The organism is Pseudomonas sp. p1(2021b), from assembly GCF_020151015.1.
Taxonomy (GTDB): Bacteria; Pseudomonadota; Gammaproteobacteria; order Pseudomonadales; family Pseudomonadaceae; genus Aquipseudomonas; species Aquipseudomonas putida_K.
The window spans coordinates 4,462,304-4,483,606 of the sequence record NZ_CP083746.1; the positions used below are offsets into that span (position 1 = coordinate 4,462,304).

Here is a 21,303-nt window from a genome sequence, read left to right on the forward strand (position 1 = left end):
CAGGGAGTTGATCGTGAACAAGTACGCCAGCGCCGTGAAAATATTGGTCGTCGACGATGAGCCATTGGTTGTCGAAGAGTTGTGTGAGTTCCTTGAAGGCAATGGCTACACCTGCATCCCCGCGCATTGCGCAGTCGAGGCCATAGAACGCTACCAGGCCGACGAGCATATCGGCCTGGTGCTCTGTGACCTGGACATGCCGGATATCGACGGCGTCGAGATGGTCCATGCACTGAAAGGCATCAATGGCCGCCAACGCGTGTTCGAGGCGATCATGCTGACCGGTCGCGCCGAAAAGCAGGACGTGATCCGCGCCTTGCGCGAAGGCTTTACCGACTATTACCAAAAACCCATCGACCTGAAGGACCTGCTCGAAGGGGTGCGTCGCCAGGAACAAGCGCTGATCGAACGACGCCGCAACGTACGTGAGCTGGGCAACCTGAACCAGCGCCTGCAGGAGCTGGCCGGGTCCATCGACGGGCTCTACCAGGACCTGGAGAAAGCCCGAGGGCAAGGCGCGCACCGGCGCTCGACGGACATCGAGGAAGCCGAGCCCGAGCTACCGCCAGCCTTCGAGAAGCTTTCGCCGCGCCAGCTGGAAGTCGCCAAGCTGGTGGGCAAGGGCAAGACCAACTACCAGATCGCCTGTGAACTGGGCATCACCGAAAACACCGTGAAGCTGTACGTGTCCCAGGTGCTGCGCCTGACCCACATGCACAACCGCACGCAGCTGGCCCTGGCGCTGACGCCACGTACATCGCCCGTGCACCAGCGCTTTACCGCCCATTAAGCCTCCAAGCGCCAGTTCGCGCCGCCCCCTGTAGGAGCGGGCTTGTCCCGCGATCAAAGGCGAAGCCCTTGCCAGGCGAAGGTGATATCGGGCCCGGCCTAATCGCGGGGCCAGCCCGCTCCTACAGAAGCCGGCATGGCCTTCAATCATCGGACGAACTCATCTTCTGCCAGCGGAACACCTCGGGGATCGGATACTTGTAGGTGTCCAGCCATCGCTGCATGGCGGCATCCCGCTCGGCCGCAGTCTGCACCTGCAGCCTGGGCGAGGCCTGCTGGTTGCTCGCCTGCACACGCAACCAGGCTTCGGCAGCCGAATCCGGCGGTGGTCGGCGAAGCGGTTCTTCGGCCTGGGCTGACAAAGGGCAGGCCAGCAGGACCAGTGTGATCATCAATGCACGCATGGCTACGCCCTCCTTTTCATCAACCGACCGAGCCACGTCCGGTCGCCTTCAACTGCTTGGCCCGAGCCTGCGCTTCGGCGAACTGCTCCGGCTTGAGCCGCAGGCGGGCCACCAGGTCGGTGGCCTGCTGCCAATTGTCCTCGACCAGCGACAAGGTCACCAGGTTCACCGCCGGCAACGGGTTGTCGTCCTTGAGCTCGATGGCCGTGAGGAACTCGAAGCGTGCCTGTTCGTGATTGCCCAGGTTCATCAGCACCACACCCAGGTCGTTGCGCACCTTCTCATCGGTCGGCGCCAGGCGCACGGCCCGCTGCAGGTTGCGCAGGGCCTGTACATCGTCGCCGCGGGCCGAGGCAAGCTGCCCCAGGCCATGCTCACCTTCTGCCGCCAGGCAGCCGCCGAGCAGGCTGCGGTACAACGGCTCGGCCTCGCTGCGCCCCAGCAAGCGCAGCACGCGCGCCTTGCGCAGGCGCACCTGATCGAGGTCGTCCGGTAGCTGCTGCAGGTGCGCAAGGCTTGCGTGGGGGCGGCCTTCGTTGAGCACCTCGTCGGCCAGGTTCAAGGCCAGTTGCTGATCGGCATCGGGCTTGCCGCACGCGGGGGTGCCCAGCAACCGGGCGATGCCCTCAGGTGGCTGGCCCGCGCAGCCGCCAAGCAGCAACAGGCCGGTGAACAACAGGATCGCTTTCATCCAATTTCCCTCCCCTCAGGACGCCAAGGCCCGCGTCAGTGCGGTGAACCCCGGCCCGGCCAGGACAATGAGCAGGGCCGGGAACAAGAACATCATCATCACGGCCGACATTTTTGCCGACATCTTCGAGACCCGCTCCTGCAAACGGGTCAGGCGCCGGTCATCGAGCAAGGCCTTGAGTGCCTGCAGCGATTTCATCGCGCCGCTGCCCTGCACCAGCAACTGGCGCAGGATCACGCAGGTGTCGATGAACTCATCCACCGCCAGCAACTGGGCGGTTTTCTCGAGCTCCGGGCCCAGGGCCAGGCCCGAGTCCACCCGTTGCAGGACCAGACGTAGCTCCTCACTGATTTCCGGCACCAGGCTACGGCCTTCATGGCTCAGCACACGCAGGGCCTGCTCCACGGCCAGGCCGGTCTCGAACAGGATGCGCAGCAGCGGAATCAGCAGGCTCACCTCCAGGGCGATGCGCTGCTGGCGGCGCAGCGCCGCTATCGCCAGCACGCGCTTGGGCAACAAATAGCCGATGCACAGGGCGCACAACGACAAGACCAACCAATGGCCGCCCCCGCCGCCTGCCAGGCCATGCTGGAGCAACAAGGCCATGGCCAAGGCCACCACCGGCAACCCCAGTTGCAGGGCGGCGAACAAGGCGCGCTGACGGCTGCGGCGCCAGCCCACGCGGTCCAGCAGGGCCTGGGTTTCGCCGTCCAGCTTCTGCAACCGTTGCCCCAGCGAGGTGCTGCCCAGCCAATGCAGCCAGTCCTCCAAGCGCTCTTCGCGCGCCAGCTGGCCTTGCAGACGACGGGCGACCAGCTGCCGCGCGCGCAACTGGCGCAGGGCCTGCAGGCCCAGCAAAAGGGAGACGACGAGCAGGCACAGGGCACAGAGCAACAACGCCATGGTCACAGGCTCCTCATCATGCGCCAGAGCACCAGGCAACCGACCGCCTGCAGCACGAAGGCGAACAACAACATCATCTGCCCGTGGCTGTCGCGCCACATGGCCAGCAGGTAGCCGGGGTTACCCATCAGGAAATAGGCGACCATCGCCAGCGGCAAGGCACCCAGGATCCACGCGGTGACCCGCGTCTCACCGGTCATGGCCTTGAGCTGGCGCGCGCCGTGTTCGCGTTCGCGGATCAACTTGATCAGGTTCTCCAGCAGCTCACTGGCATTGCCACCGTAATGCTGGTTGATGCGCAGCCCCAACGCGAACAACCGCAACTCGTCCTGCTCGTACAGTTCGGCCAGTTCACTCACCGCCTCCTCCAGAGGCACGCCCAACTGCACGTTGCGCCGCACCCGGCCCATGGCCGACCGCAGGGGTTCGCGGGGGCCGTCGATACCACCGAGCACGGCATCGCTCAGGGTGCGCCCGGCCTTGAGGCTGCGCACGCTGTAGTCCAGCAGGCCAGGCAATTGGTTGATGATCTGCGCCACCCGACGACGATAGCGCAAGCTCAGATAGAGATAGCCAAGCAGCGGCAAACCCACCAGCAGCATCAGTGCCGCCACCCAGCCGGCCCACCACCCGGTCAAGGCCACCACTGCCAGCCAACCCAGCAACCAAGGGCGCACACGCAGCTCGCCTGGGGCCAGCCCCGCCCGTTGCAGCAGTGGGTCGAGCCAATCGCGCCGGGCACTGCCCGTACGCACCATTTGGTAGGCGCGGCCCAGGCGCTGGAGGATGCGTTCCTCGCCGCGTTTGTGCAGGCCCCGGCGCCACAGCAGCAGGGCGATGCCCAGCAGCAGCGGCGACAACCCCAGCAACAACGGGCCCATCACGACAGGCCCTCATTGCGCAGCTTGGCGCCCGCCGGGTTCGGCGCCTCGCGCAGGAAACCGTCGCCGCCACGCCGGTCGAGGCGGAACAACGTATTGGTGACATACACATCGTCGCGCACCCCGACCACTTCGAGCACCTCGCTGACACAGCGACGCCCATCGGCCAGACGGGTCAGCTGGATCACCACGTCGAGCGCCGCGCAGATCATCTGCCGCAAGGTCTTCTCGGCAATCTGCCGCCCGGTCAGTCCCACCAGGGTTTCCAGGCGCAGCAGGGCATCCTGGGCGGTGTTGGCGTGCACCGTACTCATCGAACCGTCATGCCCGGTGTTCATCGCCGTGAGTACATCGAGCACCTCGGCGCCGCGGATCTCGCCGAGCAGGATGCGGTCCGGGCGCATGCGCAAGGCATTGCGGATCAGCTCGCTGGCCTTGATCTCGCCATGCCCCTCGGCATTCGGCGGGCGGGTTTCCAGGCGCACCACATGGGGGTGATGCAATTGCAGTTCCGCCACGTCCTCGATGGTCACCAGCCGCTCATGGGGCGCGATCATCTGGCTGAGGATGTTGAGCAGGGTGGTCTTGCCGGTGCCGGTGCCGCCACTGACCAGGATGTTGCAACGGCGCCCCACGGCATTTTCGAAGAAATCGAAGATCGCCTGGTCGATGGCTCGGGTGGCCAACAGGTCGGCACTCTTGAGCATGTCCTGGCGGAACTTGCGGATCGACAGGCAGGGCCCGTCCAGCGCCACCGGCGGGATGATCGCATTGACCCGGCTGCCGTCGGGCAGGCGCGCGTCGACCATCGGCGACGACTCGTCCAGGCGCCGACCGAGCGGTGCGAGGATACGCTGCATCACCCGCTCCACATGGTGGGCATCGATGAAGCGCAAGTCGGTGCGCTGCAGCAGCCCGCCCCGCTCCACGAATACCCGATGCGGGCCGTTGACCAGGATCTCGGTGACGCTGGGGTCGCGCAGCAACACCTCCAGCGGGCCGAAGCCAGTGAGCTCGTCCACCAGTTCCTCGGCCAGGCGCTCGGTCTCGTAGCGCGACAGGGCCAGGTGCAGGCGCGCGATATAGTCCCCCACCTGTTCCCCGACGAACTGGGTCAGCGCCGGCCGTGCGCCTTCGAGCAGGTTGCGGCCGCTGTCTTCCATGGCGTCGATGACGAAACGGTGCAGGGCCCGCTTGAGCGCCTGGGGGTCGGCGGTGGCGTGGCGGGGGCCGCCAAAGGGTTCGTCGGCACTCATTTGCCACCCCACAGCCGGCGCAGCCAGGGGAAGGTCGGCGCCGGCAGCTTCTCGGAGCGCCGTGCCAGGCGCTCGCCCAGGCCTCGCAGGGCCTGGGTCAGGCCTTCGCGCGGGGCCAGCTCGAACAGGCTCAGGCCCTGGTTCTTGGCGTTCAGGCGCACCTCTGGGCTATAGGGCAACGCCTTGAGCAGCGCCAGGCCATAGCGCTTGGCCAGGGCGTCGGCATCAGGGGCCACATTGCGCAGGTAACGATCCACCAGCAGCACCGCATGCTCCAGCTTGATGCCGCGATCGCGCCATTGCTCGAGCACGTCCAGGGTGCGGCGGCAATCGAGGATGTTCTGGTCGGTGTAGACGATCAGCTTGTCGCAGTGGCTGACGATGGTGCGCAAGGTTTCGCTGTCGGTTTGCCCGGTGAGGTTGATCACGATGTGCTGGAAGTGCTGGCGCAAGGCGCTGAGCAGCATGTACAGCTCGGCCGCGCTGGTCTGTTGCAGCGGCTCGTCGCTGTCGGCGTAGGCCAGGATGCGCAGGCCGCCCTTGTCGCGGGCGAACGCACTGTCGATCAGTGTCGCATCGAGCCGCCGTAGGTTTCGCAAGGCGTCGCCGAAGTAGAACGACTCCTCCATCCCGAGCAAGGCCAGGCTGTCACCACGCGGCAGGCCGAGGTCCAGCAGCAGGGTCTGCTGGCCGCTCTCCTGCACCACCCGCGCCAGGTGGGAGGTGAGCAATGCACCATCGGCACCCGCTTGGGCGCCATAGAGCACCGTAAGGCCACCCAGGTTGGGGTTGCTGACCACCGTCGGCAGCCGCTTGCCCAGCCGGCGCACCAGCCCGGCCACTTCGCTGGCGCGCGAGCCGTAGGCCACGAAGTCGCGGGCGCCGGCACGCATGGCGTGCAGTACCAACTGGTTGTCCATGCCATCGCCCAGGGCGACGATCGCCAGCATCGGCTTGGCCTCCAGCACGCCTTCGATCAAGGCGCACTGGTTGACCAGTTGTTCGCGGTCCAGGCCGATGAACACCAGGTTGCTGAAGGTCACATCGATCAATGCCAGCAGCTCGTCGAGGCTGCCGCTGTTGGCGCCGATCACCTGGCCCAGCGGGGTCAGGGCACCTTGCAGCCACTGCAGGTCCTCTTCGTTGCGGGTGATGGCCAGGTAGGTCTGGTTCAGCTCGTTCATCGCGATAACCCGCTGCGGCCTTCGAAATTGCCGTTTTCCAGGAAGAACAGCTGGCCCCAGCTGGGGTCGTAGGTGCGCAAGCGCTCGCCCGGCAGCTCCGGCAGGCGCGCATTGGCGGCCAGCGGCTGGACCAGGTGCGGGGTGACGATCATCAGCAGCTCGGTGTCTTCGCGGTTGAGCGTCGACTGACGGAAGAACGCGCCCAGGATCGGCAGGTTGCCAAGGCCGGGCAGCTTGTCCACGGCCGAACGGGTGTTGCTGCTGACCAGACCACTGATGATGAAGCTCTCGCCATCGGCCAGGGAAATGCTGGTGTCGGTGCGCCGCACCTTCAGTCCCGGCACCAGGGTGCCGGCGATGTTCACGGCATTGGTGTAGTCCAGCTCGCTGACCTCCGGCGCTACCTTCAAGGTGATGCGGTCGCGGCTGACCACCGTGGGCGTCAGTGCCAGGCGCACGCCGAACTCCTTATATTCGATCGAGACGTTGTCGCTGCCGCTGCTGGGTACCGGGATGGGGATCTCGCCGCCGGCCAGGAAGCTTGCGGTCAGGCCGCTGAGCACGGTCAGGCTGGGGCGCGCCAGGGTGTAGGCGAAGCCACTGTTCTCCAGGGCGTTGATCGCTGCCAGGAAGCGGCTGCTGCCTCCGCCCCAGACGATGTTGAACACGTTGTTGTCGAGCGGGATCACCGGGCGGTTGATCGGCACTTCGCCAGGGCTCACGCCGGTGACCGGCACGGTGCCGGGCGAGCCGATCAGGCTGTTGTTGGAGCCCTTGAAGAACAACCGCGCCCCAGCTTCCTTGTACTTGCTACGCTGCACCTCGACGAAGCGGATATCGGCCTGTACCTGGCTGGGCAACTGTTCGTCCTGGGACGGCAGCAGCGCGCCTTCGGCCATGTCCGCACTGGCCCGCCCCTTGACGAACAACATGGCGCGGTGCGGCGCGGGGGCGCAGGCAGTCCACAGCATCAGGCTGGTGTTGCCCGGCCCCACCGCCGTCAGGAGCACGGCACGCTCGCCGCTGGCCTGGACGTCCGCGACCTTGGGCTCGCCGATGGCAACCCGGGTGATGGTCACCGGCAGGCGCAGCTCCTGCTGCAGGCCCTGGTCCATCTCGATCACCGAGGGCAACTCGCCGAACGCCGCACAGCCATTGGCTGCCGCCTGGGCAAGAGGCACCGCCAGCATCAACGGCAGGGCCTGGCACAACTGTCTACGTATCCGCTCGATACTACGCATGGCGGCGTCCTTGCTAGGTCATGGAGTCTTGGGCGTGTCGTCGGCCTGGGCGCCGCGAATGATCTGCATGCCGGGCGCACGGTTGCCGGGCACCACCGCCTTGGCGATGGGGACCTGGGACAACTGGCTGAAGCGATAGAGTTCGCGGTTGGCGCTTTCCACCTGGGCAGCACCCTGCGGGTCGGACCAGTAGCGCGCCAGCAATTGCTCGTCGGCGCTGCGCACCGCCAGGCGCAAGGTCCCGGCCTGGGCCGCCAGCATCAGGCGGCTGGCCAGCGCTTGCGGCACGGCCAGGGCGACGGTCTTGGTGGCGACACCCAACTGGTTGCGCTGCGCCTTCTGTTCATCGGCGGTCTGCGCCGGGCGGCCATCGTTGGCCAGGCCCGTCTGCTCGCCGACACTGAGCACCCGCAGGGCCGGAAGCACGACCTGGGCGGAGGATTGCGGGTTGTTGTTCTCTTCACGCAGGAACAGCAGTACATCCACGTAATCGCCCGGGCGCACCTGCCCGGCTGCGCCGGCCACATCGTCGACCGCCACGGCCACCGCACGCTCGTGGCGGCGGATCATCCGCGCCAGCGGCCCACCGGCCTGGAAACTGTTCTCATCCAGCCAAGTACCTGCTGACAGCGGGCGCGGGCTGCTGCGCCCCACGGCCTGTTCGATGCGCTGGAAGGCACCGGCGGGTACCACCTGCAGATGCTCGAGCGCCAGGTCGTCCGTGGTCAGGGTGGTATGAGCCGCGATATCGCGGCGCACGACCACGATTGGCGAGCCGACAGGCTCCGGAGCCCCGACAACTGCTGGCACGACCGCTGGGACGGGCGCCTGGGCCGCTACCGCCGCCGGAGGTACGACAGCCGCGGGCGGACGACTCAGAACAATGCCCCAGTACCCAGCCAGTAGCGCAGCGACCAGAAACACGGCGGCCAATATCATGGTCAAGCGACTGCTCATATCCGCTATCCACCCTAGTGCCCATGCCGAGAGAAATGATGGCAAAAAGTTACTGTTTCGCTATTAGAAAGTAGCCGAGGGTGTCTAATTCGCCATTTATTCGTGCCGCATTCCCCATACATAAAATTGACGCATTAGCAAAACAAGGGGTTAGCACGCCTGTTCGATACCCATACTTTTGGATTAATACCTTCTTACATTTGCAAGTTCCCCAGGCTTGACAATTCTGTGATGGCAAAGGGGTATCACCTAGGCGACCCCATTATCGGCGCCTGATCGCGCAAGGAGTTGTGCCATGCTGCTGAAACTGTTTGTCCACTGCAAAGTCTTCCTGCAACGCAAGGATGGAGCGTCCGGTATCGAATATGCGCTGATCGCGGCGATGGTCGCGGTGGTGCTGGCGAGTTTCACTACAGAGATTTCTACCCAAGTCGATAACATCATGAACGCCATTAAAGAGGGCATTACGACTACGTCTCCGACTGACGGCTAATTAATCCATGCTTGTGTTCTCCTCTATAAAGAAGGAAGCCACCATGCCAACCTCTTCCTTGCGTCAACAGATCCTCCTGGTGGACGACGAGGAAGAGGCGCTGCTCGAACTCGCCGAACTGCTGGAAAACGAAGGCTTCATCTGCCATACCGCCACCTCGGTCAAGGGCGCCCTGCTCCAGCTCACCCGCCACCCAGACATGGCGCTGGTCATCACCGACCTGCGCATGCCCGAGGAAAGCGGCATCAGCCTGATCAAGCGCCTGCGCGACCACACCGCCCGGCAACACCTGCCGGTGATCGTCATGTCCGGGCACGCCGACATGGACGATATCAGCGACCTGCTGCGCCTGCAGGTGCTCGACCTGTTCCGCAAGCCGATCTACCACGCGCGCTTGCTGGAAACCCTGGACAACCTGTTCCCAAAGCCACGGATGCTGGTGGCGGGCTGAAGCCCGGCACACCTGCACCGCCCTGAGACATGTAGGAGTTACCCCTCTGCTCGTGCCCTCGTACGCTCCATTGCTCCTGTTCCAAGCAAAGGAAACATACGATGAAACACATGGGCTATCTCGGCATTTCGCTGATCACTGCCTTCCCCTACCTGTTCACCACCGTCTCGGTCGCCGACGACCTGGCCGTGGCCGTCGAGCATGGGCAGGCAAGCAAGGATACGGGCGCTCGTCCACAAGGCGTCTCGGCCTCGAAAGGCAACCCTACCAAGGCCAGCAATGGCCCGCTGCCAGGCGATGTCTGCCTCTTCTCCTCTTTCAACGGCAACGAAATCCAGGCGCGCGAATGCGGCAGCGGGCATTTTTCCGCGCAAGGGCCTGAACAGGTGCTCGGGGCCGACGAGCGACAACATGCGTTGCGCAGCTCAGTGCAAGTGGAGCGTGGCAGAAGTGAGGTGGCGTCCGTCAGTGAAAGCAAGCTTGCAGACCGAACGACGGCTCATAGCGCGTAGTCGAGGCTCACGGTAAAGCGCGCCTTGCGCTCACGGCTGTCCAGCGCAACATCCGCAAGCGGCTTGGCGAACTCCAGGGCGAGACTGGCGCCACGCCCATCCCCCAGGCGCACGCCCATGGCCATGGACGCCATGCGTGCATCCTGCACATCGAGGCCATTGGTCCAGGTCCGGGCGGTATCGAATACCAGGTACGGTTGCACCACGCGTGCCCAGGCGCTGCTTGCATGGACGCTGTAGTTCATCTCGTACGCCAGCCCCCAGCCCTTGTCGCCCGACACCTGGTCAGCCGGGTATCCCCGGCCGAAATGCTGGCCGCCGAACAGCACACGCTCGCTGTCGGGCAAGTCGTTGCCGCTCCAGTAGAGCGCTGTCGACGCCACGCCCTGCCACTCACCGAACAATCGATCGCTCTGTAAGGCCGACAGGCGCAGGCGCAGGAAGTCCACGTCGCGGTTGCTGTCGCTGCGGGCACCGAAGTAGTCCAGGCCTTGGTACACACCAGCACTGACGATACGCAGCCGCTCGGCTTCGAGGGTGCGCCAGTCCCCTTCGAACGAAACCGCGCGGATATAGGTATCGCGCTTCCCCTCTCGTGCCTGGTCGCGGACATGGTCGGCCGCCGTATAGAAACGCCCGACCACATCGAGCCACTCGCCGGGCCTGGCGATAAGCGCCTGGCTGATGCCGACGTCGAAACGTTCGCTCTCCCAGCGCTGGCGCAGGTCAGCGCCATGGTCCAGGCGCACGTAGGTGCGCGGCTGGCTGCGGTAGCGCGAGGCAGAAAGCAGCAGCCGGCTGCCTTCGTCATCCAGGTACTGGCTGTAGTCGAGCGCGTAGAAATGCGCCTTGTCATCGCCCGGAGGCCATAGCACGCGGGCCGCCCATTGCTCGGCGAAGCGGGTCTGAGCGTTGCTGGTGATGCCCATCGCCACCTGGGCAGCGTCACGGCTGCCATCGTTCAGGGTCAGGGTAGCGTCGAACGCTTTGCGTGATACGCGCACCCACAACGGCATGGCGCCCTCACGGCCTGTGCCGGGTAGCCACTCGACCTGGGCGCTCACACCCGGTATGCGATCGATCAGGCCGATGTAGCGCTCGAAGGAGGCGCGCGTCAGCGGGCGCTCGGCCATGAGCTTGCCCAGCAAGCGCTCCACGTACGCTGCCGCCGCACCGATCTCACCCTCGAGCCGATAGCCACTGATGTAGCCTTCCACCAGCACCACCTGCACACGTCCGTCGGCGAAGTCCTGCGCTGGCAGGTAGGCGCGGGAGAGGATATAGCCATCCCGCTGGTAACGTTGGGTCAGGCGTTCGGTCACCGCCGTCAGCTGCGCCAAGGTCACCACGTGCCCCAGCAGCGGCTGGTAGTGCTCGCGCAGCTCGCTCAGCAGGTAGACCGTGCCGCCTTCGAAGCGCACCTTGTGCACGGGGATCGGCGTGTCCATAGGCATGGCGTCATGCGTCGGAATAGACGGGGCCGGCAGGGGCACGGCGTAGCTGGCGGGGCGGTAGGCGTCCAAAGGCAGGTTTGGCGTGGGCAGCCGGCGTGCAGTTTCGTTGCTGTCGAGGGCGGGCGGCAGGGGGCCGGCATGGCAGGCGAAGGACAGCATCAGCAGGGTGATGGCCAGAGAACGCATGGGACGCTCCATGATCCGCCGAAGACGGGGCGCGTCGACACCGCCCTCAGGGTCAAGCTTAGGTGCCAGTACGTCGATCGTCGAACAGCTTTGCGGCCCCCAGGGCGTTCCAATCATTCACTGACCTGAAACTCCACCCGCGCCGTCTCGCCACTTTCGTCCAGGGCGCTGAGCTCGATGCGCCCGGCCTGCTCGAAGCGCACCAGCAAGCTCTCCTGCCCACGGGTTTCACCCACAGGCCGGCCATTGAGGAACCACCAGCGCTGCCCGCCCCCGCCCAGCGCCGACACAGGCAACTGCAATGGCTCGCGGCTGGTGGCCGGGCGGCGCAGGTGGTCACCGGGGCGCACGCCAACGATCGACAATGGTGGCGCACTGGCCGGACTCTGCGGCGGGCAGCTACCTTCCACCGCAGGCAGGCGCGCGGCACGCCGCTCGGCCCGTGGCAGCCACGGCTCTAATGGCGCAGGCCACAGCGCCACCTCCCTGGCCTTGGCACCAGGGCAGCCGGCGTCCACGCGCAGGCCGCGGTCATTGACCCAGATGGCCTCGCGCAGGCCTAGCCCCAGCGGTTGGTCGGCAGCCTGCAGCGTCGGCGGCGTGGTGCCGTCCAAGGTCCAGGCGAAGCGCTGCCGCCGGCAGTTGGGGTCCTGGCGACTCATGGGTTGGCCCAAGGGCCAGCAGATCGCGGCCACGCCGACGCTCTGCGGTACACGCACTGCCGGGGCGCTGATGCCTCGCTGGCTGTCGCGGTTGCTCAACAGGTCATGCACCTGCAGCATCAAAGGCGCCGCCGAGGCCAGGCCGAACTGCCCCGGCACAGGCGTACCATCCGGGCGTCCGATCCACACGCCGATCAGGTAGCGTGGCCCGACGCCCACCGACCAGGCATCGCGAAAGCCATAGCTGGTGCCGGTCTTCCAGGCCAGTTGCGGGCGCTGCACCAGCTCGGCATGGGGGTCGCGGTCCGGGCGGGCCTGGCCGCTGAGGATACGCCGCACGATCCAGGCAGCCCCGGGCGACAGCAGCCTGCGCTCTACCAGCGGGTCTGTCGGTTGCAGGCGGATCCGCGCACTCTTGCCGTCACGGGCGAACGCTGCGTAGCCGCCGACCAGGTCCTCGAGGCGGCTGCCGGCCCCGCCCAGGATCAACGACAGGTTCGGCTCGGCAAGCGGCGGCAGCACCAGCGGCATGCCGCCCATGCGCATCTGCGCGGCGAAACGTTTCGGCCCGTAGGCTTCCAGCAACTGGACCGCCGGCAGGTTCAGCGACAAGGCCAGGGCAGCGCTGGCCGAGACCGGGCCGCTGAAGCCCATGGAGAAGTTACCGGGACGATAGTCGCCATAACGGCGCGGGACATCCTGCAGCAGCGACTCGGAGTGGATCAGGCCATCGTCCATGGCCATGGCGTAGAGGAACGGCTTGAGGGTAGAGCCTGGCGAGCGCAGGGCATGGACCATGTCGACATGGCCGAAGCGACGCGCATCGCCCAGGTCGATCGAGCCCAGGTAGGCGCGCACCGCCATGGTTTGCGCCTCCACCACCAGCACCGCTGCCGAGGTGCGTTCCGGCAGGCGCGCACGCCAGCCCAGCAACAGGTCTTCCAGGCGCCGCTGCAGTGAGGCGTCGAGGGTCGTGCGAATGAGCGGCGGGCTATCGGCGCGGTTCAGACGACGGGCGAGCAATGGCGCCAGCGCGGGCTCCTGACGCGGTGCCAGCAGCAAGGGCTCCTCTCGTGCCTCCTGGATGGGCTGCGCCGGCCAGGCCTGGTAGTCGGCCAGGCGCTGCAGCACCTTGTCGCGTGCCCGCTGGGCGCGTTCGGGGTGTCGGTCGGGACGCAGGCGGCTGGGCGCCTGGGGCAGCACCGCGAGCAGCGCCGCCTCGGCCGGTGTGAGGTGCCTGGGTGACTTGCCAAGGTAGGCCCAGCTGGCAGCCGCCACGCCTTGCAGGGTGCCGCCGAACGGCGCACGGTTGAGGTAGAGCTGGAGGATCTCGCGCTTGGACAGGTGCCATTCCAGCTGCGCGGTGCGCCACAGCTGGCGCAACTTGCCCGGTACGGTGCGCGCGTGTGGATCGAGCAACCGCGCGACCTGCATCGATAGGGTGCTGCCCCCCGATACCACCCGCCCACCCTGCAGGTTCAACCACGCGGCCCGCGCCAGGGCCAGCGGGTTGACACCGGGATGGCGGTAGAACCAGCGGTCCTCGTAGGTGAGCAGCGCCTCCAGGTACAGCGGCGAGACCTCGTCAGGGCTGATCGGGTAACGCCACACACCGTCGGCATCGGCGAAGCGCCACAGGGGCGTGCCATCCTCGGCCAGCACCACCCGCGCCAGGTCATCGTCCGGCATGGGCAGTGGCCACAGTCGGTCGGCCAGCCACAACGCCCCCACCACCAGCAGGCAGACAATGCCGACAGCCCGCAGGGCCCTTGCGGTACGCGTAGGCAGGCAGGCTAACATGGACACCGGGAACCGACTTGGCCAGGTAATGGCCAAAGGCTAGGGAACGGCACCCATGCCGATTCGATCATCAGGAAGCAACTATGCATGTAGAAGGTTTTTTCGAGTGGCTGGGCCAGGCACTGGGTTCGTTGATCCGCTTCATCGTCGACGCATTGAGTGGCCTGTTCAACCTGTTGGCCAATGCCGGGGGCAATTTCATCGATGGTCTGGCACGCACCCTGGGCATGGACACCTCGCTGGTCAGCATCCTGGCCCTGGTGGTCGGCCTGATGCTGCTCTACTCGGCGATCCGCGCCTTCATGCGCGCCTCGGTCATCCTCGGGATCGTCTGGTTGCTGCTGGGGTTGTGGGTGTTGAGCTGGGTGATTCACTGAAGCCTTTGCACATTCCCCTGTAGGAGCGGGTCGCCCCGCGATTGCGTCAGCCAGGTCGAGTGCGTTTGCCGACCTGGCGCAATCGCGGGGCAAGCCCGCTCCTACAGGGGGAAGCGCAACTTTATCTGCCGCGCACCACCATTTCTCCCTGCCCTTCTCCAACCGCCTGCAGGTTCGGCCGGTACATCGACTCCACCTGCGGCGGCGGCACGCGATAGGTGCCTGGCGTCACCGCACGGGCCAGGTACAGCAGGTGCTGGGTGCCATAGCCGTCGAGCTTGAGCGCCGCCACGTACCGGTCATCGCGGAACTCCTGGTGCACCAGGTTGGCGTTCTGCATCGACTCTCGCCATTCCTTCACGGCACTGCTGGCGTTCTCCAGGCTGGCCGCACTCTGGGCCAGGTTCTGGTTCTCCAGCTCGAGGCCTGCCGGCAACAAGTCCACCACCAGGGCATCGGGCACCTGGGTATCGGCCTTCAGCGCCAGGTGCACCAGCACCAGATCGCCGCTGCGCAGGTTGCGCAGATCCAGCGGTTGGCCGTTCATGCCCAGGTACTCACGGCGCACCTGCATACCGTTGCCCCCGGCCGGCGGTGCCTGGCGCGGGTAACCGGAGAGCGTCAGTTGTTGGTAGAGCGTCTCGCTGCCTTGGTTCTGCACGGTCAGCGGCGACCTCAACAGCGGCCCGGTAAGCGTCATGCCCGCCTCGGCATTGCTGAACTGGCGGACTTCGCCGGCGCTGTCCAGGCGCGCTTGCCATTGGCCTTCTGGCTTGCCCAGCAAGCCACGGCCCGCCAGGAACAGGGCATTGCGCTCCTGGGTCGACAACCAGCGGTTGGCCGCCAACTCATCCGAGAGGGCGAACAGGCGCTGGTCGACCTGGTTGCTGGCCAGCGTGTTCTCCTGCAGCAATGCCAGGATCAGCGCCTGATCACGCAGCTCGCTGCCATAGTCGGCCAGCCAGCCGTCGCCACGGTCGATGGCCAGGCCGGCTTGCAGGGCCTGCTGGGCACGCGGCTTGTCGCCCATCTTGTCCAGTGCCACCGCCAGTTGCACCAGCGGCAGGCCGGAGCGGGCGTCGCTGCGACGCTCGAACAGGCTGCGCAGCGCGCCCAATGGTGCTTGCTGGTTACGCGACAGTACCAGGCCCGCGTAGGCCTGCACGGCGAAACGGGTGTGGTCGGCGTTCTGGCTGTAGTCCACCTCGATCAGGTTGCGTTCCTGCAGGTAGCGCAGCAAGCGTTCATTGGCCTTCTTCAACGCCTCGGCGGGCACACCGAAGCCTTGTTCACGAGCCCGCAGCAGGAAGTCGGTGACATAGGCGGTGAGCCAGTATTCCTCTTCGCTGTCCGAACTCCACAGGCCGAAGCTGCCGTTGTAGCGCTGCATGCCCAGCAGGTGTTCGATACCCATCTCGATCTTGCGCTTGCGCACCTCGGCCGGCTCGCCCTTGATGCCCAGGCGCTTGAGGCTGTCGGCATCGGCATAGAGCGACGGGTACAGGCCGCTGGTGGTCTGCTCCAGGCAGCCATACGGGTAGGCTTCGAGCGCACGGATCTGCTCGGCCAGGTTCAGCGGTGGCCGGCTCGAGAGCACCAGGCTGGCCTCCAGGCCTGCGGGCTCGAACTCGGCCAGCTCGCTTTCCGGCAGGGTCCAGGGCTGGTCCTTCAAGGCGACCCGGTAGTGCTTGAGCATTGCCGGGTAGGCGGGGCGTACGCCCAGGGTCCACTCACGCGCGAAGGCATTGTTCGGTTCACCCGGCAACTGCAGGCCGTCGACCCGCACCACTACCTTGCCCTGGCCAAGGCCGCCCTGGGCCTGTACGGGAATCATCAGCGTCTTGCGCTGGCCCTCGGCCAAGTTGACGCTCTGCAGCCCCTCACCGGCCAGGCCCAATTGGCCGGAGGCGCTGACCTGCACGTTCAGTTGCTGGGTACGGCCGGACAGGTTGGCCAGGTCAAGTGCCAGGCTGGTGCGGTCGCCACCGGCCAGGAAACGCGGAGCCGAGAGCTCGGCGATCAACGGCGCGGCGACCACGGTCTTGCCTTCGGCCATGCCGAAATGCTCGTCGGTCCAGGCTTGGGCCATCAGGCGCAGCTCCCCGTTGAAGTCGGGGATGTCGACGCTCGCTTCACCCTCGCCCTGCTCGTTCAAGGTCACCGGCAGGCTTTGCTGGGCAACGATGGTCACCGTGGTGTTGGGGCGCTTGCCACCCTTGGCCATGGCCGCGTCGCCCCCGAAGGCCAGGCTGGCCAGACGGCCCTGGCCAGCCTCGATCAGCTGGCCGTAGATATCCAGCTGGTCGGCGCCGTAGGCCTTGCGGCCGAACAGGCTGGCATAGGGGTCCGGGGTCTTGAAGTCGGTGATGTTGAGGATACCCACGTCCACTGCCGACAGCAGCACATGCACCTGCTTCGGCACGCTGCCGTCGGCGTTGGCGGCCTTGAACTTCACGGTCAATGGCTGCTTGGGCCGCATCTTCTCCGGCGCCTGCAGGGTGACCGCGAGCTTGCGCTCGGCACGGTCCAGCGGCAGGTGCAGCACACCCACGGCACGCTTGGGCGTGGCATTGGCCTTGCGCTCGCCGGGGCGGATCACCAGGGCGCTGATGTACAGGTCATGGCGCGCCCATTGCTCGTCCAGCTGCACATCGAAGGTCTTGCCCTCGGCAGGCACGTCGATCTCCTGCCACCACAACGGCCCATCGCTGGACTCGATCATCAGGTAGCCACTGCCGGCGGCGGGCGGAGTGACCGTGACCTTGGCCGTGTCGCCGTCGGCGTAAGCCGGTTTGTCCAGCGCCAGCTTGACCTGGTCCGGGCGCACCGCGCCGCCCTCGGCATTGTCCTGGGCGCGGTAGCCGGCCCAGAAGCGCGCGCTGGACACGAGCCCCGTCTGCGGGTCTTCCACCTCGACGCGATACGGGCCCCATTCCACCTGGAAATTCAGCTTGGCCGTGCCGCCGGCCTGGACGCTGACCGTTTCCTCGCTCTGGGTAAGGAACTTCTCGTTGTAGTTGTAGCTCCAGCCATCGCTCTCGGAGTAGTTCCAGTAATAGTCGCGACGCTCACGTACCAGGCGCACCTTGAGGTCGTCGGCGGCCAGCTTGCGGCCTTCGCGGTCGGCCACCAGCACCTCGAATGTCACCGGGCCGTCGCTGTCGGTTTCCTCGCCCTCGAACAGGCCACGCAGCCCAGGCAGGCGTTCGGCAGGCCAGATCGGTTGTTCCAGGCGTCGGGTGATCGGCCGGCCACCGGACTCCTGCAAACTGGCCTGCACGGTCAGCTGCAGCGGCGAGCGGGCCTCGGCCCAGCGGCTCTCGATGTCCAGGGTGGCCTTGCCGGCGTCGTCCAGGGTGACCTCGTCCAACTCCAGGTCCTGGCTGAGTTCGCTCTCGGTGACCGAGCCGAACTGATAGCCCGGCAACGCCGGCACCGCTTCGCGCAGCGGGCGCAGGTAGGCCTGGCCACTGAGGCGGTTGCCGGCGGCCGGGGCGCCATAGAGGTAGCGACCATTGACCTTGATATGCGCGGTTTGCTCGGGCGAGAGCGGCGTGTTGCTGCCCTTGAGCTCCAGGGCCAGGCGCTCGGGGAGGAAATCCTCGACCAGGAATTCATAGACCTGCTTGCGCCCGCCGCCCAGGTCGAGCAGCAGTTGCCAGCGACCGGTCGGAGCCTCGCTCGCCAGTTGCAGCTGGTACTGGAACAAGCCGTTGCGGTCGGCCTCCCAAACGAACTTGCGGCTGACCTGTTCATCTGGTCGGCGCACTTCTACAGTCACCGGCTGGGCCTTGACCGGCTTGCCGTCCTGGTCGCGCAACAGGCCGTTGAGCAGCACCGTCTCACCCGGGCGATACAAATCGCGCGGGCCGAAGATGAAGAACTGCAACGGGTTGGCCTGGGGGCCGGTGATGTCGAACTCGGCCAGGTCCAGGGCGGCAGTGTTCAGGCGCAGCAAGGTGGTGTTCACGCCCTGGGTGGCGATCAGGGTATCGGCCTTGGCGGTGATCGGCAGCTGCGCATGGCCCTGACCGTCGGTTTCGGCCTGGGCCAGCAGCTTGCCCTTGTCGTCGTGCAGCGCGAGGTTGACACCCTTGAGCGCCTTGCCGCCTTCCAGGGCCTGGGCGAACACATCCACCCGATCGCGGTAGCGGTGGGCGGAAACGCCGATGTCGCTGAGGGTGAACAGGGTTGCCGGTTGCGAATAGTCGTAGGTACCCGAGGCGCGCATCACCGCCAGGTACACGCCCGCCTCCTGCAGCGGCTTGATCCCGGCGATCGGCAGCAGCACGGTCTCGCGGGTATTGCGCGCCGGGTTCAAGTCGAAGCGGCCGCTGTAGACCAGCTCGGCCATGTCCAGGGTTTCCTTGGACTGGTAGTAGTACAGGCTGCTGTTGCGGCCCCAGTTGACCAGGAAGCTGGAAAGCATGTCCGGCTTGATGCGGAAGAACTCCACATCGACCTTGTCGACGTTAAGGGCGATCACCGGCAGGCCTTCGGCCAGGCGGGTAGGCAACAGCGAGCCGCGGCTGGCGAAGCCCACGGTCGGCTGCATGTCGCGGGTTTCCAGGCGGCTGACCGACTCGGCCTCCAGGCGCTTGCCATTGACCGCCAACAAGCCCTTGTCGACGGTCAGCACCAGCTTGCGCTGCGGCTCCAGGTGACGCAGGCGCAGCTCCATCTGGTTGTCGGAGAGCTCCCAGGCACCCTCGAGCTTGCCTTTTACCGTGTCGACCAGGTGCACCTTGGCGGCAAAGTCCTGCTCGGCATCCAGCGGCGCGGAGAAGCTGATCGACAAGGCGGCGGCGCCGTCGAGCTGGACTTCCGAGACATCCAGCACGCTCAGTTCGCGGTCGGCGTAGCGCTTGGCCAGCACGGCGGGGTCTTCGCGCTTGGGTGCCGGGGTTTCGGCCGGTGCGCTCGCGGCGGGCTTCTGGGCCGGTGCCGGGGCATCCTTGGAGGAGGAATCACAGGCACTGAGCAAAGCCAGCGCGCAGGCCAGCAACAATCCTTTGTTGAACATGGGAGTGGGAACTCTCAGGCAGCGTATCGATAAGGGCGCAACTATAGCGCAATGGCGGGCGGGCTACCTGCTGCCAAGTGAGACCTCGTTCACGCTGGCCGCTAGAATGCCAGGCCAGCTGGCGGGGTTCCTGTGGGACCGCCGCACCGCCGCGCATTGACCCCGGAGCCCGCATGTTGCAATTGACCACCGACTGGCACGATCGCCGCACCCACCGCAAGGTCTGGGCACTGGCCGCGCCGATGATCCTGTCCAACATTTCGGTACCGCTGGTGGCCCTTGTCGACAGCACCGTGATCGGCCACCTGCCCCATGCCCATCAACTGGGCGCCGTGGCGGTGGGGGCGACCTTGTTCACCTTCATGGTCGGGCTGATGGGGTTCCTGCGCATGGGCTCCACCGGTTTCGCCGCCCAGGCCGCCGGGCGCGCTGATGGCGCGGCGTTACGCCAGGTGCTGGTGCAGGGCTTGTTACTGGCCCTGGCCTTCGCATTGCTGATCGCTCTGCTGGCGATGCCTTTCAGCCAGCTGGCGTTACAGGCAATGCAACCGAGTGCGGCACTGCACCAGTCCACCGAGGATTTCTTCCATACCCGCCTGCTAGGCCTGCCGGCAGCGCTGGCCAGCTACGCCCTGGTCGGCTGGTTCCTGGGCACCCAGAACGCCCGGGCGCCAATGGCGATCCTGCTGACGACCAACGTGCTGAACATCGTCCTCAACCTGTGGTTCGTGCTCGGCTTGGACTGGGGCGTGCTGGGCTCGGCACGGGCCTCGGTGATCGCCGAGTGGAGTGCCGCCCTGCTCGGCCTGGCCCTGACCCGTCCAGCCCTGCGTGCCTACCCGGGGCACATCGCCTGGGCCGCGCTCAGCCATTGGAAGTCCTGGCGACCGCTGTTGGCGGTCAACCGCGACATCTTCCTGCGCAGCCTGGCGCTGCAACTGGTGTTCCTACTGGTGACTCTGCAAGGCGCACGCCTGGGCGAGGCCACGGTGGCAGCCAACGCCCTGCTGCTCAATGGCCTGATGCTTACCGCGTACGCTCTGGATGGCCTGGCCCATGCAGTCGAAGCCCTGTGCGGCCACGCCATCGGCGCCCGAGACCCCCAGACCTTACGCCGCTCGCTGGTGGTGGCATGCGGGTGGTCGCTCATCGTCAGCCTGGGCTTTGCCGTGGCGTTCCTGCTGGGGGGCCACCTGTTCATCGACCTGCAGACCGATATCGCCAGCGTGCGCGAGGCAGCGTATCCGTATCTGCCGTACCTGGCGGTGCTGCCGTTGGTGGCGGTGTGGAGCTACCTGCTCGACGGGCTGTTCATCGGTGCGACACGGGCACGGGAGATGCGCAATGCGATGTTGCTGTCGGTGGCGATCGCGCTGCCCTTGGCGCTGCTCATGAGTGGGCTCGGCAACCATGGATTGTGGTTGGCGTTCCTGGGCTTCATGGGGTTGCGAGCGGTGACGCTGGGGTGGGTGGGCTGGCGGTTGCACTCGAAGGGGCAGTGGGTTCGGTGAAGTTGTGGCCGCTTTGCGCCGCGAAATGAGGGCGCAGCCCTCACCTGCCAGGTCACAGCCAGACACAATCCCAATGGGGATACTCGCCAGCCCGCTTCACCAAACCCGCGCGAATGGGGTTGGCGATGATGTAACGCGCAGTGGCCTTGACATCCTCACCCCTGCGCAATGCCCTGTCATGAAAACCAGACTGCCAGATACGCTGGCGATCTGCCCCCACCCGATAGAGCGCACAACTGCTTCGGGATTTGAACGCACGCATCAGGTCGCTCAAACTACCTCGGCCCAGCTCGACCAGCCAATGCAGGTGATCAGGCATCAGTACCCATGCCAGAGATCGACAAGCGCCTTGCTGCTCACTCAAACGAAGTTGCCTGACGACTGCCCTGGCCAAACGCAGCTCGCTGAACAGCGGTGCGCGGTTGCGGGTAGCGGTTGTCAGCAGGTAGAGGCGACCAGCCTCGGAAAAACGCCCCCTGCGTAGGCGGTGGTTGCCTTGACCGTCCATGTCTTGCTCCCTTGAACATT

General features: G+C 66.1%; 18 protein-coding genes. 6 read left to right on the plus strand and 12 right to left on the minus strand.

All coding sequences use genetic code 11. The features are described 5' to 3' along the window. The first annotated feature begins 13 nt into the window (after positions 1 to 13). Positions 14 to 790 carry a response regulator transcription factor gene (locus K8374_RS20785; RefSeq protein ID WP_224457017.1) on the plus strand — a complete coding sequence of 259 codons (777 nt, stop codon included), beginning with the start codon at positions 14 to 16 and terminating at the stop codon, positions 788 to 790. A 142-nt stretch (positions 791 to 932) separates the two neighbouring features. On the opposite strand, the gene K8374_RS20790 is transcribed toward K8374_RS20785, so the two are convergent. The 8 genes from K8374_RS20790 to cpaB are packed head-to-tail and all read right to left on the minus strand — an operon-like array spanning position 933 to position 8,306. Next, the gene (locus K8374_RS20790; protein ID WP_224457018.1) at positions 933 to 1,193 is read right to left on the minus strand and encodes a DUF3613 domain-containing protein; all 261 of its coding nucleotides are present in this window, start codon (positions 1,191 to 1,193) and stop codon (positions 933 to 935) included. Positions 1,194 to 1,212: 19 nt separating this feature from the next. Then, positions 1,213 to 1,884 (minus strand): tetratricopeptide repeat protein, encoded by a 672-nt coding sequence (locus tag K8374_RS20795; protein ID WP_224457019.1) that lies wholly within the window; start codon positions 1,882 to 1,884, stop codon positions 1,213 to 1,215. 15 nt (positions 1,885 to 1,899) lie between these two features. Then, positions 1,900 to 2,787 (minus strand): type II secretion system F family protein, encoded by an 888-nt coding sequence (locus tag K8374_RS20800; protein WP_224457020.1) that lies wholly within the window; start codon positions 2,785 to 2,787, stop codon positions 1,900 to 1,902. A gap of 2 nt (positions 2,788 to 2,789) precedes the next feature. Beyond that, the gene (locus K8374_RS20805; protein ID WP_224457021.1) at positions 2,790 to 3,671 is read right to left on the minus strand and encodes a type II secretion system F family protein; all 882 of its coding nucleotides are present in this window, start codon (positions 3,669 to 3,671) and stop codon (positions 2,790 to 2,792) included. Next, positions 3,668 to 4,924 (minus strand): CpaF family protein, encoded by a 1,257-nt coding sequence (locus K8374_RS20810; protein ID WP_224457022.1) that lies wholly within the window; start codon positions 4,922 to 4,924, stop codon positions 3,668 to 3,670. The genes K8374_RS20805 and K8374_RS20810 overlap by 4 nt, the downstream gene beginning before the upstream one ends. After that, positions 4,921 to 6,108 carry a pilus assembly protein gene (locus tag K8374_RS20815; RefSeq protein WP_224457023.1) on the minus strand — a complete coding sequence of 396 codons (1,188 nt, stop codon included), beginning with the start codon at positions 6,106 to 6,108 and terminating at the stop codon, positions 4,921 to 4,923. Before K8374_RS20815 ends, K8374_RS20810 begins: the two co-directional genes overlap by 4 nt. Next, on the minus strand, positions 6,105 to 7,349 hold the full coding sequence (locus K8374_RS20820; RefSeq protein WP_411969562.1) for a type II and III secretion system protein family protein: 1,245 nt from the start codon (positions 7,347 to 7,349) through the stop codon (positions 6,105 to 6,107). The genes K8374_RS20815 and K8374_RS20820 overlap by 4 nt, the downstream gene beginning before the upstream one ends. An 18-nt stretch (positions 7,350 to 7,367) precedes the next feature. Beyond that, positions 7,368 to 8,306 carry a Flp pilus assembly protein CpaB gene (cpaB, locus tag K8374_RS20825; RefSeq protein WP_224457024.1) on the minus strand — a complete coding sequence of 313 codons (939 nt, stop codon included), beginning with the start codon at positions 8,304 to 8,306 and terminating at the stop codon, positions 7,368 to 7,370. 295 nt (positions 8,307 to 8,601) lie between these two features. Here cpaB and K8374_RS20830 point away from each other — a divergent pair, with 295 nt between their 5' ends. The 3 genes from K8374_RS20830 (at position 8,602) to K8374_RS20840 (ending at position 9,762) form a co-directional block, all read left to right on the plus strand. Continuing rightward, a complete protein-coding gene (locus K8374_RS20830) occupies positions 8,602 to 8,799 on the plus strand; it encodes a Flp family type IVb pilin (protein WP_224457025.1) in 198 nt (65 codons plus the stop codon). Between the two features lie 43 nt (positions 8,800 to 8,842). Continuing rightward, positions 8,843 to 9,250, plus strand: coding sequence for a response regulator (locus K8374_RS20835; protein ID WP_084858740.1), 408 nt, complete (start codon positions 8,843 to 8,845; stop codon positions 9,248 to 9,250). Between the two features lie 101 nt (positions 9,251 to 9,351). Continuing rightward, a complete protein-coding gene (locus tag K8374_RS20840) occupies positions 9,352 to 9,762 on the plus strand; it encodes a hypothetical protein (RefSeq protein ID WP_224457026.1) in 411 nt (136 codons plus the stop codon). On the opposite strand, the gene K8374_RS20845 is transcribed toward K8374_RS20840, so the two are convergent. Both K8374_RS20845 and pbpC read right to left on the minus strand, forming a co-directional pair. Then, entirely contained in the window at positions 9,750 to 11,402 is a 1,653-nt protein-coding gene (locus tag K8374_RS20845; protein ID WP_224457027.1) for a ShlB/FhaC/HecB family hemolysin secretion/activation protein, read from the minus strand. The two genes, K8374_RS20840 and K8374_RS20845, sit on opposite strands and share 13 nt — an antisense overlap. A 113-nt stretch (positions 11,403 to 11,515) precedes the next feature. Beyond that, positions 11,516 to 13,864, minus strand: coding sequence for a peptidoglycan glycosyltransferase PbpC (pbpC, locus tag K8374_RS20850; RefSeq protein ID WP_224459377.1), 2,349 nt, complete (start codon positions 13,862 to 13,864; stop codon positions 11,516 to 11,518). Between the two features lie 83 nt (positions 13,865 to 13,947). Here pbpC and K8374_RS20855 point away from each other — a divergent pair, with 83 nt between their 5' ends. Next, positions 13,948 to 14,241, plus strand: coding sequence for a hypothetical protein (locus tag K8374_RS20855; RefSeq protein ID WP_084858744.1), 294 nt, complete (start codon positions 13,948 to 13,950; stop codon positions 14,239 to 14,241). 121 nt (positions 14,242 to 14,362) lie between these two features. Here the strand turns inward: K8374_RS20855 and K8374_RS20860 are convergent, their stop codons facing one another. Then, positions 14,363 to 19,264: an alpha-2-macroglobulin family protein gene (locus tag K8374_RS20860; protein WP_224457028.1), complete on the minus strand. Its 4,902-nt coding sequence runs from the start codon at positions 19,262 to 19,264 to the stop codon at positions 14,363 to 14,365. 173 nt (positions 19,265 to 19,437) lie between these two features. On the opposite strand from K8374_RS20860, the gene K8374_RS20865 reads away from it, so the two are divergent. Continuing rightward, complete coding sequence (locus K8374_RS20865) at positions 19,438 to 20,775, plus strand: MATE family efflux transporter (RefSeq protein WP_224457029.1); 1,338 nt, start codon at positions 19,438 to 19,440, stop codon at positions 20,773 to 20,775. A gap of 52 nt (positions 20,776 to 20,827) precedes the next feature. Here the strand turns inward: K8374_RS20865 and K8374_RS20870 are convergent, their stop codons facing one another. Beyond that, positions 20,828 to 21,283, minus strand: coding sequence for an REP-associated tyrosine transposase (locus K8374_RS20870; protein WP_224457030.1), 456 nt, complete (start codon positions 21,281 to 21,283; stop codon positions 20,828 to 20,830). Positions 21,284 to 21,303: the final 20 nt, after the last annotated feature.

What these genes read in the sequence shown, in the direction of transcription:
- K8374_RS20865 (WP_224457029.1), top strand. Translation starts at nt 19,438, where the DNA reads ATGTTGCAATTGACCACCGACTGGCACGATCGCCGCACCCACCGCAAG.
- cpaB (WP_224457024.1), bottom strand. Translation starts at nt 8,306, where the DNA reads ATGAGCAGTCGCTTGACCATGATATTGGCCGCCGTGTTTCTGGTCGCT.
- K8374_RS20830 (WP_224457025.1), top strand. Translation starts at nt 8,602, where the DNA reads ATGCTGCTGAAACTGTTTGTCCACTGCAAAGTCTTCCTGCAACGCAAG.
- K8374_RS20835 (WP_084858740.1), top strand. Translation starts at nt 8,843, where the DNA reads ATGCCAACCTCTTCCTTGCGTCAACAGATCCTCCTGGTGGACGACGAG.
- K8374_RS20820 (WP_411969562.1), bottom strand. Translation starts at nt 7,349, where the DNA reads ATGCGTAGTATCGAGCGGATACGTAGACAGTTGTGCCAGGCCCTGCCG.
- K8374_RS20860 (WP_224457028.1), bottom strand. Translation starts at nt 19,264, where the DNA reads ATGTTCAACAAAGGATTGTTGCTGGCCTGCGCGCTGGCTTTGCTCAGT.
- K8374_RS20795 (WP_224457019.1), bottom strand. Translation starts at nt 1,884, where the DNA reads ATGAAAGCGATCCTGTTGTTCACCGGCCTGTTGCTGCTTGGCGGCTGC.
- K8374_RS20845 (WP_224457027.1), bottom strand. Translation starts at nt 11,402, where the DNA reads ATGCGTTCTCTGGCCATCACCCTGCTGATGCTGTCCTTCGCCTGCCAT.
- K8374_RS20855 (WP_084858744.1), top strand. Translation starts at nt 13,948, where the DNA reads ATGCATGTAGAAGGTTTTTTCGAGTGGCTGGGCCAGGCACTGGGTTCG.
- K8374_RS20815 (WP_224457023.1), bottom strand. Translation starts at nt 6,108, where the DNA reads ATGAACGAGCTGAACCAGACCTACCTGGCCATCACCCGCAACGAAGAG.
- pbpC (WP_224459377.1), bottom strand. Translation starts at nt 13,864, where the DNA reads ATGTTAGCCTGCCTGCCTACGCGTACCGCAAGGGCCCTGCGGGCTGTC.
- K8374_RS20800 (WP_224457020.1), bottom strand. Translation starts at nt 2,787, where the DNA reads ATGGCGTTGTTGCTCTGTGCCCTGTGCCTGCTCGTCGTCTCCCTTTTG.
- K8374_RS20840 (WP_224457026.1), top strand. Translation starts at nt 9,352, where the DNA reads ATGAAACACATGGGCTATCTCGGCATTTCGCTGATCACTGCCTTCCCC.
- K8374_RS20870 (WP_224457030.1), bottom strand. Translation starts at nt 21,283, where the DNA reads ATGGACGGTCAAGGCAACCACCGCCTACGCAGGGGGCGTTTTTCCGAG.
- K8374_RS20790 (WP_224457018.1), bottom strand. Translation starts at nt 1,193, where the DNA reads ATGCGTGCATTGATGATCACACTGGTCCTGCTGGCCTGCCCTTTGTCA.
- K8374_RS20810 (WP_224457022.1), bottom strand. Translation starts at nt 4,924, where the DNA reads ATGAGTGCCGACGAACCCTTTGGCGGCCCCCGCCACGCCACCGCCGAC.